Source organism: Acetobacter papayae JCM 25143, assembly GCF_000613285.1.
In the GTDB taxonomy this organism is placed as follows: domain Bacteria; phylum Pseudomonadota; class Alphaproteobacteria; order Acetobacterales; family Acetobacteraceae; genus Acetobacter; species Acetobacter papayae.
The window spans coordinates 1-13,839 of sequence record NZ_BAIN01000058.1; the positions used below are offsets into that span (position 1 = coordinate 1).

The window sequence follows — 13,839 nt, forward strand, 5'->3', positions numbered from 1 at the left end:
GCAGCGGAGCTGAAAGCCAGTATTTCGCTGAATATTGTCTTCTGAATCTCATGAACTCAGCACTCAGGCACCTTACCTGAACAATCAGGCCGGTAGCTGTGACATCTGCATGAGCCATTTGAAAAATGTAACTGATGGCGCGGTGTCGGAGCCTTTTCGATAGACGATAAAGTAATCGAAATCCGTATTAACCACGCGATCCGATAATTTGATAAGACGGCCGCTCTGAAGATCATCCTGAATGAGATCGGGCGGGCACAGGGCTATGCCCTGACCGGCTAGTGTTGCGACACGAAGCAGGTTGAAGTCTTCGAAAACGATTTCTGCATTATCAGTCGTTGTTTCGGGGTAGGTTTTGCCGAGCCATTCTTTCCAGCCGGATGTGTCAGTATCATGCAAAAGCATGGTTTGGGTAACACCTTGCAGGCTAGATGGATCTGGCAGGTTCTGCACGAAGCTCTGGCTGCATACAGGCACACTGGCGGCAGACAGGAATGTGACTGTTTCAAAATCCTGGATAACAGGCGGTTTCTGAGCATAGACGATAGCCAGATCTATTTCGTCAAAATGCAGTTCCTGCCCAAAAATCGCATACATAATCTTGAGTTCTATGTTGGGCGACTGATTGCGGAATACCTGCAGGCGGGGGATTAGCCAGCAGATAGCCACAGAGGGAATAACGGCGATCCTCAGTTGTGGTTTTACGGTTCTGGCACGCAGGGCCTCACATGCCGTGGCGATATCAGAAAATGCAAGATGCACCGTGCTGGCCAGAGCAACGGCATCGGCATCGAACTTCAGATGTTTGTTGTTGCGCTCGATCAGGCGCAGGCCCAGCCAGTCTTCGAGTGCGCGAATCTGGTGGCTGATGGCTGAGGGTGTGACGTTCAGTTCCGTGGCGGCAGCATGGAAGCTTCTGTGCCGGAAAACAGCATCGAACACGCGAAGCGCATTAAGCGGCAGGGCTCGCATTGGCAATCCTGATGATGAATTAATTTCATTATTATAGTGAATTTTTGTCTTTTGACAATAAATTACTGGTGAATATAACTCAACATTAACGGGTGACTTTCACCCTTTCTTCTCTGCTGAATGAACAATACGGGTTCCGGGCATATCGGGCACGGTTCTTGTTTGTGCAGGGCATATAATATTTTGATATCAAAATGAAAGGTCGTGTGGTGACCCGCACAATAACCGCCATGACTGACACGACCGACAAGATCGGTTCGATCGAGCGCCACGGGATTGAACCTATCCCCCCGGCTGAGCGGCATGGCTCGGCTTTTGAACTGTTCAGGCTCTGGGTTGGGGCCAATGTCAATTATGTTGTCATTGTCACCGGGGCTTTCACGCTTGCTATGGGCGTTACTTTTTTTCAGGCGCTATGGGCGATTGTCATAGGAAACCTGATCGGCTGCACCATGGTGGGGCTGACCTCGCTCCACGGGCCGAAAACGGGCACTTCCAGCATGATGAGTGCAGGCGCGGCCTTTGGCCAACTGGGGGCCATGCTTCCCAAGGCGGTGAGTGTTGTTTCCGCGTTGAGCTGGTTTTCAATCAATTCGATTATTGCCACACAGGCGCTTGAGGAACTGTTCAGAATCGTGGGGCTGAGTGGTTCAGCTTATGAATGGCTGGCTCTGGTTCTGGTGCTGGTGGCGGAAGTGGCCATTGCGGTTTACGGCCATGCGACCATTATCGCGGCAGAGGGTGTCAGTGCTGTTGTGCTGGGCCTGTTGTTTGTAGGGCTGGCCTGTTTTGTTGTGCCGCATGTTTCCCTGCATGCGCTTTCTACAGTCAATCAGCAGCAGGGATCGTTCAGCGCGTGGCTGCTTGCTCTGGGTGTTGTGGCTTCGTACCCTATTGGCTGGACCAATTTTGCATCTGATTACAGCCGCTATTTTCCTGAATCCATGAGCTGGAAGCGCATCGCGCTTGCTGCGGGTTTGGGGCAGTTTGCAGCGCTTGGGCTGTGCGAGGTTATAGGGCTTTTTCTGGCGGTTGCGGTGGGCGGCAGTCTGGGGAATGATCCTGTGAGCCAGCTCGGTCATTTTGTGCCCACATGGTTTGTCGTGCCGCTGCTGGTGGCGGTTATTTTTGGTGGTGTGGCGGCTAATGTGCCCAATGGTTATACGGCCAGTCTGGGTCTGCTGGCTTTGCGCCTGCCGTTGAGCCGTATTGCCTCGCTGGCAGTTATTACCCTGTTTACAATCTGCATGCGGATTGCTGTTGTTTATTCAGGCGATTTTTTCAATGTCTATCAGAATTTCCTGAGCGCTATGGTGTTCTGGACTGGCCCTTGGGCAGCAATCATGATTGTTGATTACTTCCTGCGCGGCGGCCGCTACAGCCCGGCTGCTATCATGCAGTGGCGTGGGGGGCTTTACTGGTATCAGCAGGGTATATTCTGGCCCGGTATGATTGCTTTTCTTATCGGTATCGGTTTTTCCGTCGTTTTTTCAAACTCTGAAACATTCGCAAGCCCGTTGATGACGCATGCTCTGGGGTGGGGTGATCTGGGTTTTGAAACCGGCATTCTGTCCGCAGGCCTGATTTACTGGGTGCTGGCCAGAGGGCGCGTGAATACAGCCACCACGGCATAGACTTTTCCCGAACACGGTCATTTTTCTGAAAACGAGGGTTTATAATGTTTGATCTGCTGTTGCGCGGAGCAACGCTGCCGGGTGGGCAGCGTGGTGTCGATATCGGGATAGCGCATGGGCGGATTGCTGCGGTATCGCCCGGCCTTGAGGGAGAGGCCCTTGAGGAGATTGATGTGACGGGCTGCCTTGTCACGCCTCCTTTTGTTGATGCCCATATGCACATGGATTACGCCCTGCGCGCCGGGCAACCACGCCCCAATGAAACCGGCACGTTGCTTGAAGGGATTGCCCTTTGGGGTGAACTCCGGCCAGAACTGAGCACGCAGTCCATTTACGATTACGCCAAAAAGCTCTGCCTGTGGTCCATTGCCCGTGGCACGCTCATGATCCGCTCGCATGTTGATATCTGCGATGACAGGCTGCTGGGCGTGCAGGCCCTCACCCAGTTGCGCGAGGACATGAAGCCCTGGCTTGATATCCAGCTTGTTGCCTTTCCACAGGATGGCTTTCTGCGTTCCCCCAATGCCCAGCGTAATCTGCTGCGTGCGCTGGATATGGGCGTGGATGTTATTGGCGGCATTCCGCATTTTGAGCGAACTTACGAAGACGGCACGCAGAGTATCCGGCAGCTTATGCGTCTGGCAGCCGATAGGGGCCTGCGGGTTGATATGCATTGTGATGAGGTGGATGACCCGAACTCACGCCATATCGAAACGCTCACGGCGGAAACAGTTCGGCTTGGCTTGCAGGGGCGTGTAGCCGGGTCGCATCTGACATCCATGCACTCGATGGACAATTACTATGTCAGCAAGCTCATTCCGCTCATGGCGGAGGCAGGGATAGGGGCCATTGCCAATCCGCTTGTTAACATCACCCTGCAAGCCCGGCACGATACCTATCCCAAGCGGCGTGGCCTGCTCCGGGTTAAGGAGCTGCAGGAGGCGGGTATTGCCGTAGCATTTGGCCATGACTGCGTTATGGACCGTGGTACGGGCTTGGCAGCCACGATATGTTGGAGGTCGCCAGCATGGGCCTGCATGTTGCCCAGATGACCGGCCAGCACGAGATAAAAGCGTGTTTTCAGGCGGTAACGACCGAACCAGCCGTATTCTGGGCCTTGAGCATTACGGGATCAGTCCGGGGGCCGAGGCCAGTCTTGTGGTGCTGCAGGCGGCTGATGAGGCCGAGGCCATAAGGCTGCGGGCAGAACGCCTTTATGTCATTCGCCGTGGTGCGGTTATTGCCAGTGCCACGCCGCGCAAGAGCTGGGTTGTTCTGGATGGTATGGAGCGCGATGTTGATTTTACCCGCGCGGATCTTGAAAGGGCATAAGCACAGTCCCGCGGGCTGGCAAAAACGTGTGCCAGCCGCGGGAACAGAAAAAGCCGTTAAAGCGTTTCTCTCATGATGCAGCATAATCATGGGGGGGAACGAGGTATCATGAGTGAAAAAACGGCTGACCAGCAGGGTTGGACGCAAACAACGGAGTCCGGCATTCCGGTTTCCAGCGATGAGCATTCTCTCAGCGTTGGGGCTGATGGCCCGATTCTTTTGCATGATCACTACCTGATCGAGCAGATGGCCGCTTTCAACCGCGAAATGATTCCTGACCGCCAGCCGCATGCCAAGGGTAGCGGGGCGTTTGGAACTTTCGAAACCACGCAGGATGTCAGCCGCTATACGGCGGCGAAGTTTCTGCAACCGGGCGTGAAAACCGAAGTCGCGGCGCGGTTTTCCACCGTGGCGGGTGAGGCCGGTAGCCCGGACACATGGCGCGACCCGCGTGGCTTTGCGCTGAAATTCTATACCGAAGACGGTAATTTCGACATGGTTGGCAATAACACGCCAATCTTCTTTATCCGTGATCCGCTGAAGTTCCAGCATTTCATTCACTCGCAGAAACGCCGTGTCGATAACGGCCTGCGTGACAACGACATGCAGTGGGATTTCTGGACACTCAGCCCCGAAACCGCCCATCAGGTCACATGCTGATGGGGGACAGGGGTATTCCTGCAAGCTGGCGGCATATGGATGGTTTTTCCAGCCATACCTATCTGTGGGTGAATGCCGAGGGTGAGCGGTTCTGGGTGAAGTATCACTTCAAAACCGATCAGGGCATCCGGTGCCTGACACAGGAGCAGGCGGGCCGGATTGCGGGCGAGGATGCGGATTATCACCGGCGCGACCTGCATCAGGCGATCAAGAGGGGCGAATATCCGAGCTGGACGCTCAAGATGCAGATCATGCCGTATGAGGAGGCCAGAGCCTATCGTATCAACCCGTTTGATCTGACCAAGGTTTGGCCACAGGGGGAATATCCGCTGATTGAGGTTGGTAAGCTGACGCTTGACCGCAACCCGACGGATTTCCATACCCAGATCGAGCAGCTTGCCTTTGAGCCGAACAATTTTGTGCCGGGCACTGGCCTTTCGCCCGACAAGATGCTGCTGGGGCGGTCCTTTGCCTATGCGGATGCCCACCGGGCGCGGTTGGGCGTCAATTATAAGCAGATCCCGGTTAATGCACCGCAATGCCCGGTGCGTGGCTATGTCAAAGGGGGGGCTATGCGCGTGCGCGAGGCGCGTGACCCTGTTTATGTGCCCAATTCCAAAGGCGGGCCAACGGCTGATCCGCAGCGTTTTCCCGAAAATGCGGTCTGGTCGGCTGATGGTGCATTCGTGCGCGAAGCCTATACGCTCCGCCCGGATGATGATGATTTCAGTCAGGCCAATGTGCTGATCAACCGCGTTATGGATGAAGCGGCGCGCACGCGTCTGGTCAATAACATTGTGGGGCATGTGTTGCAGGGCGTGGAAGAGCCCGTGCTGTCGCGCGTATTTGAATACTGGACGAAAATCGATGCCACAATCGGCCAGCGTGTGCGCGAGGGGGTAACGGCGCGCCGGAGCTAGGGCGCGCCGTCAGTCAGCGCGGGTGAGTGCGGCGGTTGTTCCTGAAAGGGATGACCGCCCGTTCTCTGTTGCGGTGTCTGGTTTTGGCCGCCTGCGACTGTCGATAAACAGGTAAAGCACAACGCCATACCAGACCACGCTCTTCAGCAGTGAATGCAGGATTTTCATGATAGGGTCCGGGTATTCAGCAAGGGATGGTGCGCAGGTATTCACGGGCACAAGGCACTACAGCCCGTAGAGTAAAGATATAGAAATACACAATACTATATAGGATATGATGATTATCCATATGGAGTAAGGCAGGATAACGTGCAGCGCAGTATTGGCGCCGCGTAGTAATGTGCCGATGCTGTGATAGGGCCTGTGGTGTAACGGATCGCCTGCCGGGTGTGCCTGTTCGGGGGGCGGCGCAAAAGGGGCTTTGTCAGGCATGGGGTCTGCCCTCGCTTTCGGTGCGTTACTGAAACCGGATACTGTCATGGCCTGCGTGGCCCAGTGCGGTGCGGCTTTGGCTGCGTGCAAGGCTGGCCTGGATACGTGCGCGCGCACTGCGCCACAGATACGCGCCGATATGTACAGCCCCGAAAGGCTCCATGATACAGAGAGCGAAAAGGGAAAACCGCACCCAGAGAATAGGCGGATGATCGTTTTGTGGGGTCTTGCGCGTGGCGATAACACCATGCCCCATATTGCTGCGCATTGTCTGTCTCCTCGGAAAAGCAAGGCTTCGGCCTGTGCCGCTGCCTGTCCGGGAAGCCGTCTGGTTTCCCGATGCCCTCTTTCTGGGGGGTGTTTCTTTCCGGGTGATGTCGCAAATATATCCATCATGAAATATGCCCGCGATCAGGCACTTGGGTGGTGTTATGTTTCCATGTTGAAATATTGCGCTTACATTAGAGAAATCAGCACGCCGAAAGGCTGTGTTATGGTGGAGCCATGACTGTTATGCCTCACCTTCTCATTGTCGATGATGACAGGGACATTCTCTCCCTTCTCACCCGGTTTCTTGGTAAACACGCTTACGATGTGTCGGTGGCGGAAGATGGTGTTGCCATGTTTTCGGCTTTGGAAACCGGCTCTATTGATCTCGTTATTCTCGATATCATGCTGCGTAATGAAGATGGATTCAGCCTGTGCCGCAGGCTCAGGACATCGTCCAACATACCCGTGATCATGCTCTCGGCCATGGCTGAACATACAGACCGGATCGTGGGGCTTGAAATCGGGGCGGATGATTACCTGACAAAGCCGTTCGACCAGAGGGAACTTCTGGCCCGCGTCAAGGCCGTGCTGCGCCGCACAGCCGAGAAGGCAGACAGGCCCGATGGCGCGGATACACGCCCTATCCTGTCGTTTTCAGGCTGGCGGCTTGATGTCGCGCGGCGCGAGTTACGGGCGCAGGACAATGCCCTTGTGCTTCTGTCCGGTGGGGAGTTCGAGCTGCTGCTGGCGTTTGCCGAGCACCCGCAGCGTGTGCTGACGCGCGACCAACTGCTTGATCTGGCGCGCGGGCGCAACCATGCGGCGTATGACCGCAGTATTGATGTGCAGATCAGCCGCCTGCGACACAAGCTGGAGGATGACCCTAAAAACCCCTCGGTTATTCGCACCGTGCGCAATGGCGGGTATCTGTTCTCACCCACGGTCAAACGGCTGTGACACAGCGGCGGGCGTGGTTTGAGGACACCATAACACGGCGGCTCATTACCACCGTTGCGCTGGCGGCTGCGACCACGGCCGGGCTGTTACAGCTTCTTGCCACTTTTGGTGGGTACTGGGCGGCCCCCAATATTGAACAGACGGGATTGTTGCAGGAGGTCGCGGCTGTCAGCCGCATGATTAGTGTTGCACCGCCAATGGTGCGCACGCCCCTTGCTCAGGCAGCCTCGACTGAAAAAATCATGTTTTCATGGTTTGAAGCGGGGAGTGCAACCGCCAGAGTGCTGGAAACAGCGCATTACAAACCGGAAGAAGTGCGGCGCGGTCGGCAGGTCATAGGGGCATTCATAGGCGATACGGCCATACGTCTGGATCCGTTCAGTGTGGAAAACCCCGTTGCGGCAGAACCGGGTATTCATGTTGACAGGAAAAAATACCCCGGAGCAACCTTTCTGGCACTCCAGCTTGCTGATGGAAGCTGGCTTGTCTGTGCGGCACTGGTCCGGAGCTGGGGCTTTTTTACCTCGGAAAGACTGATACTGGAGCTGGTGGCACTGGTGGCATGGGTTGTTGTGGTGTCGCTCATTGCCTCGCGGCAGATGTCGCGCCCTATTGAAACCCTTGCCGAAGGTGTGCGGCGTTCAGGCATGAAACCAAGCTCGCCGCCGATAAGGGAAACCGGCCCGCGCGAGTTGCGGCTGGTTGTGCGCACGATCAACGCCATGCAGGCGCAGATACGCAAATTCATTACCGACCGTACAACCATGCTCGCGGCCATTTCTCACGACCTGCGCACTCCGCTGACGCGCATCCGCCTGCGGGGTGAATTTATCGAAGATGCCGAACAGCAGGCCCGCCTGTTTCGCGATGTTGATGAAATGCAGGCCATGATTGATGGCGCGCTGTCTTTTTTCCGTGACGATGCGAGCTGCGAGGACATTACGACATTCGATCTGCCGGGTATCCTGCGCACGATCATCAACGATTTTGCCGACCAGAATATCATCATTGAGTATTCCGGCCCCGCCCGCGTCATTTATCAGGGGCGTCCGTTCGCGCTCAAGCGGGTCTTTACCAACCTTGTTGAAAACGCCGTCAAATATGCTACCCCGCCCTCCATTGTTCTGAGCTGCACGCCAGAGCACTACACCATTGCCATAAGTGATGCGGGGCCGGGTATTCCAGACAGCCTGATCGGGCGTGTTTTCGAGCCTTATTTCCGGGGGGATAGTTCAAGAAACCGCGAAACCGGGGGGGTGGGGCTTGGCCTGACCTCGGCTCTCGCCACTGTTCAGGCGCATGGCGGCACCATTACAGTGCGCAATCGCCCTGAAGGCGGGCTGGAAGTGCGGGTTGATCTGCCCCGGCATGACGAGACACCTTAAGGCGATGTGATAGCCCGTATCGGGTATGAATACAGGCCGTCACAACATTTCAACACGGACATAATAGCGAGATATTCCCGACATTCCCATGCGCTAGACCACATTCATGCGGTTGCCCGTTCCTATTGTTGTGCAAGGGGCTTTTTGCATCAGTGGTTTTCTTTTCGCGAGGGTCGGAACAATGTCGTTATCTTCCGTATCATGTTTCCAGACAGGCAGCCGGTCAGGTGTGTATTACCGCATGGTGCCATCGCGCCCTGCCGGGCTATCGCTACACGCGGCCCGCAGCACGCCGGGCCAGACGGTAGGGCGTCAGTCGCTTGAGCAGTTTGTCAAATCGGTCTGTCAGGCGACAATCAGCAGCGTGCGCAATTCAGATGTCACGATCACGCTTTTTGTTGTCGCGGAGAGCGCCAGCCTAGCGCTGGCACCAGACCTGATCCGCATGGCGGTTGCTGTCATGGTTTCCGATGCGATTTCGCACAGCTTTTATGAGCGCTCTTCGGGGCGGATTACGGTGCGGGTTACAAACCCGAACCCTGCCAGCCTGTGCATTGATGTGTCGGACGATGGCTGGGGGCTTGGCTCCATTCGCACGCAGCGGGTGCGCGACCTGAAAGACCTGAGCGCTTTCGGGAAAGTGACAGTCAGCAGAATGCCTGATCCCGGTGAGGGTATGCTGGCCCGGCTGGTGATCAGCCCCGTTGAGGGACAGACGATGCTGGACTGGCAGGCAGCCATAATGCCCGGCCTGACAGCCCGCAGGCCCCATTTGCTGCCTGTGCTGCGCGATAAAGTTATGGGGGCGTTACGCCTCATGTCGTCTGCCGTGCTGCAAACGCCTGATCCTGCCTGCCTCCAGCCTGCGCGCGGGCGCTCATAATGCCCGGCACGTTCTGTTTTCTGGAGCGTGCCTGCCGGGATATGCCAATCCAGCCTGCATGCGTGCAGGAATTTAAAGAAAGATTTCCAATAATGCTCAGGATTTCCGGCTTGACTACGCGCCATGGCGGTTGCGTGCTTGCGCTTTTGATGATGACGGGCTGCGCAGGCCAGAAAGTCACACATTCAGGGTTTCTGCCCGAGGAAACCTATGGAGAGATGACACCGCAGAAAGTCATGTCGATGACCATATTTATGTAAAACCGGGCCTTGATGCTTCAAGATACACTCTGGCGGTGATTGATCCGGTCGCGTGGCACCCTATTGCCAAGCGCCGCATCTCAAGCCGGAAGTTGAAACCCGGATGACCGATGCCTTCAACACGGAAATAAAAAAACAGGTTGGTAAAATCTACCGGGTTGTTGATGCCTCCGAGTGTGGGGCCTGCACGGAGGCGGTGCATATCCGCGCGGCCATTACCAATATCCGCCGGAGCAAGTGGTATTATAACGCCATACCGGTTGTGGCCGGTTTTGCCGCCGGTGCGGCAGGTGGCGGCATGCCGCCCATTCCCCCGCCCGCGCCGGGTGGAGCGAGCGAGGAACTGATAGCCGTGGATGGCGCTACCGGAGAGACGCTTGTGGCCATTGCAACCTATAATAACGGCATGCCCTGGAACATGATGGGCCAGTGGATTCCCTATTCCCATGCCAAGCGCGCCTTCCACCTTGCTTCGGCCCTGCTGGTGGAAGAATTCACCAAAAACGGTGCAAAACCGCTCCCGACCCCAAAGGGGTAGGGGAGAAACACCCCCGCGATCCGGCAGCCCTGTTACACGCCCGTGCGGGGCCGCCGTGCATCCATGGCTGGTCAGGCGAGCAGGCCGCCATCGACGGCAATGGCCGCCCCTGTGATGTAGCTGGCAGCCGGGCTGGCGAGGAAAGCAGCCATATGGGCAATATCCTCAACCACACCGTACGAGCCTGTGGCGACAAACCCGGCGAGTGCCGCAGCCCCTTCCGTATCGGCGGGGTTCATTTCCGTATCGATTGGCCCCGGCTCGATCACGTTGATGGTGATACCCCGCTGCCCGATATCGCGCGCCACACCCTGTGCAAAGCCGCGCAGCCCCGCCTTGGTGGCGGTATAAAGCGACAGGCCGGGAAAGGGTGCGCGCCCGGCAAAGGCGGAGCCCATAAGAATGATGCGCCCACCTTTTTGCATGTGCTGAACCGCCTCATGCGTTTCGACCATTATGGCGCGCAGGTTGAGGTTAAGCGTGTATTCGATGTCTTCGATGCTGGTTTTGTCGATGGTGTTGTGCGGGTAGGTGCCCGCATTGCAGACCAGCACATCCAGCCGCCCGAAATGCGCCACTGTGTCAGCCACGACCTTGCGGTTGCTTTCAATGGTGGCGCCGTCAGCCTGAATTGTCAGGACACGGCGGCCCATTTGGCGGATTTTGGCCGCCAGTTCTTCTGCCCGTGCCGCATTGCGGGCGTAGGAGATGGCAATATCAAAACCCTGAGCCGCAAGGTGTTCTGCAACAGCAGCTCCAATGCCACGGCTTCCGCCTGTTACAAGGGCGACGTGTTCTGTCATGTCTGTTCTGTCCGTTATTGCAGCTTTATAGAAAAGGAGAGCCTGCGCCCTTATGGCCGGCTCCCTGCCATACCCGGCTGAAAAGCCTTGTAATGTCTGTCTTTTCTGGACTGGGAGCGGGCGGAACAGGTAGAATGATCTTCCATAAAAATTGTCTTATTTTCCATAACAGGTCTGAAAGTGGATAATTTCGGCATGTCAAGAAAAGCGATCCTGTCAAAAATCCAGACCAGACTGGCGGGCCTGTGCGAGACAAAAAGCCACAGGACAGAGATCGACTTTCTCACGCTTTATAAAACAACCCGCAAAACAGACCCGGTGCTGTTCGTGTATGAGCCGCGCATTTATATTGTTATACAGGGTCAGAAGGAAATTTCGGTTCTGGACCGGCGCTACGTGTATAACGAAACGCAGTATCTGGTCTCCACCATCGATATTCCCGTCTCGGGCATGATTACTGAGGCATCGGCCGAGAGACCCTATCTGGCTATGTGTCTTTCTTTTTCACCGCTTGAAATTTTCGAAATCATTTCAGCCATTGGCGGCCCTCCTGATACCGCGCTTTCTCCCCGGTTTGGCATGGGGTTGAGCGCGCTTACGCAAGATCTGCTCGATGCTGTGTGGCGGTTGCTCAACTGCCTGCCCGAGCCGTCCGCCCGGAGCTTTCTGGCCCCCCGTATCAAGCAGGAAATCATTTACCGCATGCTGCATGGCGCGCAGGGCAGCACCTTATGTGAAATTGCCAATTACCGTAGCGACCTGTCTGGTATCAATCGTGCTATTTTGTATTTACGCCAGCATTTCAGGGAAAATTTTGAAATATCCGTGCTGTCTGAGTGTGCAGGCATGAGCCAGTCCAAGTTCTATCAGCGCTTTCATGATGCCACGCATCTCACCCCGGTGCAGTACAGGCTGCGCCTGCGCGTGCAGGAGGCCCGGCGTCTGATGTTGCATGAAGGCCAGCGCGTGGCCGAGGCCGGTTTTAATGTTGGGTATGACAGTCCCTCGCAGTTCAACCGCGAATATAAAAAGCTCCTTGGCCTGCCCCCTCATGCGGATATCAGACGTATCCGCGCGATTGGCATGGATCAGTATTGTGAGGATAATGAGGAAGTCTGGCTGTAAGACAGCGGTGGCTTAAAACCCGATAGTAAGGGCCATGTTACCGTAAGCGCCTTTATTGCCATAACCGCTTTCCTCCCGGCTGATGGCCAGCGTGCGCAGGCGCCACCCCATATTGAAAACCAGATTGACGTAACGCCCCACGCTGCTTTGCAGGTCCAGCCCGATGCTGGCCAGATCGGCCTCGTTATTGGCGTTGGGCATGACATGCACCTGCGCGGTATGCCCGTAATCATAAAACACGCCGAGCTGCTCGGTATCCTGCACGGCCCTGCCGGGCATAAGAAACTGCATGATACTGAAACTGGGGCCGTAGAGTTCGTTGGTAATGCTCACGCCTTCGCTACCCAGCGCACTATCGGAAAAATAGCCGCGCGCGGTAGACAGACCACCCAGCCCGAGCTGGTCATTATACATCAGGTTGGTGTTGGCCAACTGACCAACAGCCTGCATAGCCCATGAAAAACCGGCGGGCAGGTCTGTCGTGCGGCTCAGGCTGAGGGTGTCATACACATAACGGTCGCTTGAACCGGGCACGAGTGTCTGGAAGTTCAGGTTGTGGTTGGCACCACTTAACCCGCCGGGACTGAGCACAAGCTGGTTCTGAAAAATGGTCTTGCCGTAAGGGTCGTCCAGAGTGGCGTTATAGATAATAGGAAACTGATCGACCTCCGCACGGTTTTTGAAAACGCTCAACCCACCGAATTCAAGCGTGTTGTTGGTGGTTTTGAAATCAAAGCCAAGCTGTATGTCTTCACTCAGGTGCAGGTCGGGGCTGAAGGTGATGGAGGGCAGGTCATGGATATAGCGCATGCTGGCCTGCGCGCTGTGCCCGGTGTCATGCAGATAGGCGCTGCTGTCCTGAATGGTGGGGATTTCGCGCGTATAGGAGCCAAAAACCTGTATCCGGTCATGCCATGGCAGGGGGGCGAGCCAGCTTATGGCGTGGCCGCTGTAGCGATCGTTGATGCTGTGAGTGAACTGGTAGGAGACAATATGCCCTATGCCCGCAACATTGCCCCATGTGCCGCCAATGGCCAGCTCTCCCCGGCCCAGTGCGGGCGCGCCCACGGTATCGAACGACCCGTAAACATGCACAGGCAGGCGGTCATTTGCGTGGAGGGTGACATCGGTTGTGCCCCGTGTCTGACCGGGAGAGAACACGGCATTGACCGTGCGGAACGGGTTTGCGTTCAGCCTGTCCAGCCCGGCCTGCACGTGCGACAGAACCAGAGCTTCACCCGGTTTCAACCCGCTTTCGCGCTGGAGCAGGCCGGTGGAAAACCAGCGGTTGCCGCTGATGGTCATGGTGCCAAGCCGGTATTCCGTGACGATAACCTGCACCACGCCGGTGCTGATGTTCTGCGGCGGGATGGTGACATACACAAAAGGGTGCCCATGCGCGCGGTAAAAGGCGCTGGTGGTCCGGGCGATGGTATTCAGGTCAGCCAGCCGCAGGCTTTTGCCCAGATAAGCGTGCATTGTGCGGCTGAAGCCCGGTTGTGCAAGTAGGGGCAGGCCCGCGCACTGCACACCCGCCGTGCCCGCAGGCAGGCCGGAAGCCCGGAGTGCTTCAGGGGTGGGCAGAAAAACCAGCGCTTTGAGAGCGGGAATAATAACGCCTGTGGCGCGCGGGAGCACAGGCGGCGCGGGTGTGGGCAGGGTAGGGGC

Annotated in this window: 15 protein-coding genes and 1 pseudogene; 11 read left to right on the forward strand and 5 right to left on the reverse strand. The window is 56.5% G+C overall.

The annotated features are described in order from the left end of the window. Nucleotides 1–84: 84 nt before the first annotated feature. Nucleotides 85–972: a LysR substrate-binding domain-containing protein gene (locus JCM25143_RS11800; protein ID WP_025861322.1), complete on the reverse strand. Its 888-nt coding sequence runs from the start codon at nucleotides 970–972 to the stop codon at nucleotides 85–87. 230 nt (nucleotides 973–1,202) lie between these two features. Between JCM25143_RS11800 and JCM25143_RS11805 the strand changes: the two genes are divergently transcribed. The 5 genes and pseudogenes from JCM25143_RS11805 (at nucleotide 1,203) to JCM25143_RS24135 (ending at nucleotide 5,518) form a co-directional block, all read left to right on the forward strand. Further along, nucleotides 1,203–2,606, forward strand: a complete 1,404-nt coding sequence (locus JCM25143_RS11805; protein WP_081773573.1) for a purine-cytosine permease family protein — start codon at nucleotides 1,203–1,205, stop codon at nucleotides 2,604–2,606. Between the two features lie 44 nt (nucleotides 2,607–2,650). Next, nucleotides 2,651–3,658, forward strand: a complete 1,008-nt coding sequence (locus JCM25143_RS19175; protein WP_456303603.1) for a cytosine deaminase — start codon at nucleotides 2,651–2,653, stop codon at nucleotides 3,656–3,658. 22 nt (nucleotides 3,659–3,680) lie between these two features. Beyond that, nucleotides 3,681–3,938, forward strand: coding sequence for a hypothetical protein (locus JCM25143_RS25525; RefSeq protein ID WP_456303604.1), 258 nt, complete (start codon nucleotides 3,681–3,683; stop codon nucleotides 3,936–3,938). Nucleotides 3,939–4,046: 108 nt separating this feature from the next. Continuing rightward, nucleotides 4,047–5,158, forward strand: a pseudogene (locus tag JCM25143_RS19180) (catalase); the annotation flags it as partial. Between the two features lie 198 nt (nucleotides 5,159–5,356). Continuing rightward, nucleotides 5,357–5,518, forward strand: coding sequence for a catalase-related domain-containing protein (locus tag JCM25143_RS24135; protein ID WP_234395205.1), 162 nt, complete (start codon nucleotides 5,357–5,359; stop codon nucleotides 5,516–5,518). 9 nt (nucleotides 5,519–5,527) lie between these two features. Here the strand turns inward: JCM25143_RS24135 and JCM25143_RS22110 are convergent, their stop codons facing one another. Both JCM25143_RS22110 and JCM25143_RS11820 read right to left on the reverse strand, forming a co-directional pair. Next, entirely contained in the window at nucleotides 5,528–5,731 is a 204-nt protein-coding gene (locus JCM25143_RS22110) for a hypothetical protein (protein ID WP_234395204.1), read from the reverse strand. 244 nt (nucleotides 5,732–5,975) lie between these two features. Continuing rightward, a complete protein-coding gene (locus tag JCM25143_RS11820) occupies nucleotides 5,976–6,218 on the reverse strand; it encodes a hypothetical protein (protein WP_025861325.1) in 243 nt (80 codons plus the stop codon). Nucleotides 6,219–6,454: 236 nt separating this feature from the next. Between JCM25143_RS11820 and JCM25143_RS11825 the strand changes: the two genes are divergently transcribed. From JCM25143_RS11825 to JCM25143_RS19185, 5 genes are all read left to right on the forward strand, one after another. After that, a complete protein-coding gene (locus JCM25143_RS11825; RefSeq protein WP_035371240.1) occupies nucleotides 6,455–7,177 on the forward strand; it encodes a response regulator in 723 nt (240 codons plus the stop codon). After that, the gene (locus tag JCM25143_RS11830; RefSeq protein WP_025861327.1) at nucleotides 7,174–8,562 is read left to right on the forward strand and encodes an ATP-binding protein; all 1,389 of its coding nucleotides are present in this window, start codon (nucleotides 7,174–7,176) and stop codon (nucleotides 8,560–8,562) included. Before JCM25143_RS11825 ends, JCM25143_RS11830 begins: the two co-directional genes overlap by 4 nt. Before the next feature lie 181 nt (nucleotides 8,563–8,743). Further along, entirely contained in the window at nucleotides 8,744–9,445 is a 702-nt protein-coding gene (locus JCM25143_RS11835) for a hypothetical protein (protein ID WP_148300126.1), read from the forward strand. Then, complete coding sequence (locus JCM25143_RS22785; RefSeq protein WP_199897873.1) at nucleotides 9,445–9,705, forward strand: hypothetical protein; 261 nt, start codon at nucleotides 9,445–9,447, stop codon at nucleotides 9,703–9,705. The genes JCM25143_RS11835 and JCM25143_RS22785 overlap by 1 nt, the downstream gene beginning before the upstream one ends. A gap of 52 nt (nucleotides 9,706–9,757) precedes the next feature. Beyond that, entirely contained in the window at nucleotides 9,758–10,243 is a 486-nt protein-coding gene (locus JCM25143_RS19185) for a DUF3313 family protein (protein WP_148300127.1), read from the forward strand. 71 nt (nucleotides 10,244–10,314) lie between these two features. Here the strand turns inward: JCM25143_RS19185 and JCM25143_RS11845 are convergent, their stop codons facing one another. Next, a complete protein-coding gene (locus JCM25143_RS11845; protein ID WP_025861331.1) occupies nucleotides 10,315–11,046 on the reverse strand; it encodes an SDR family NAD(P)-dependent oxidoreductase in 732 nt (243 codons plus the stop codon). Between the two features lie 195 nt (nucleotides 11,047–11,241). Between JCM25143_RS11845 and JCM25143_RS11850 the strand changes: the two genes are divergently transcribed. Continuing rightward, a complete protein-coding gene (locus tag JCM25143_RS11850) occupies nucleotides 11,242–12,171 on the forward strand; it encodes an AraC family transcriptional regulator (protein ID WP_035371244.1) in 930 nt (309 codons plus the stop codon). Between the two features lie 12 nt (nucleotides 12,172–12,183). On the opposite strand, the gene JCM25143_RS19190 is transcribed toward JCM25143_RS11850, so the two are convergent. Continuing rightward, nucleotides 12,184–13,839, reverse strand: a 1,656-nt coding sequence (locus JCM25143_RS19190) for a ShlB/FhaC/HecB family hemolysin secretion/activation protein (protein ID WP_025861333.1), incomplete at its 5' end; no start/stop codon positions are given.

Coding starts and splice junctions, on each gene's coding strand:
- JCM25143_RS11800 (WP_025861322.1), bottom strand. CDS start 972: ATGCGAGCCCTGCCGCTTAATGCGCTTCGCGTGTTCGATGCTGTTTTC.
- JCM25143_RS11805 (WP_081773573.1), top strand. CDS start 1,203: ATGACTGACACGACCGACAAGATCGGTTCGATCGAGCGCCACGGGATT.
- JCM25143_RS19175 (WP_456303603.1), top strand. CDS start 2,651: ATGTTTGATCTGCTGTTGCGCGGAGCAACGCTGCCGGGTGGGCAGCGT.
- JCM25143_RS24135 (WP_234395205.1), top strand. CDS start 5,357: ATGGATGAAGCGGCGCGCACGCGTCTGGTCAATAACATTGTGGGGCAT.
- JCM25143_RS11820 (WP_025861325.1), bottom strand. CDS start 6,218: ATGCGCAGCAATATGGGGCATGGTGTTATCGCCACGCGCAAGACCCCA.
- JCM25143_RS11825 (WP_035371240.1), top strand. CDS start 6,455: ATGACTGTTATGCCTCACCTTCTCATTGTCGATGATGACAGGGACATT.
- JCM25143_RS11835 (WP_148300126.1), top strand. CDS start 8,744: ATGTCGTTATCTTCCGTATCATGTTTCCAGACAGGCAGCCGGTCAGGT.
- JCM25143_RS22785 (WP_199897873.1), top strand. CDS start 9,445: ATGCCCGGCACGTTCTGTTTTCTGGAGCGTGCCTGCCGGGATATGCCA.
- JCM25143_RS11845 (WP_025861331.1), bottom strand. CDS start 11,046: ATGACAGAACACGTCGCCCTTGTAACAGGCGGAAGCCGTGGCATTGGA.
- JCM25143_RS11850 (WP_035371244.1), top strand. CDS start 11,242: ATGTCAAGAAAAGCGATCCTGTCAAAAATCCAGACCAGACTGGCGGGC.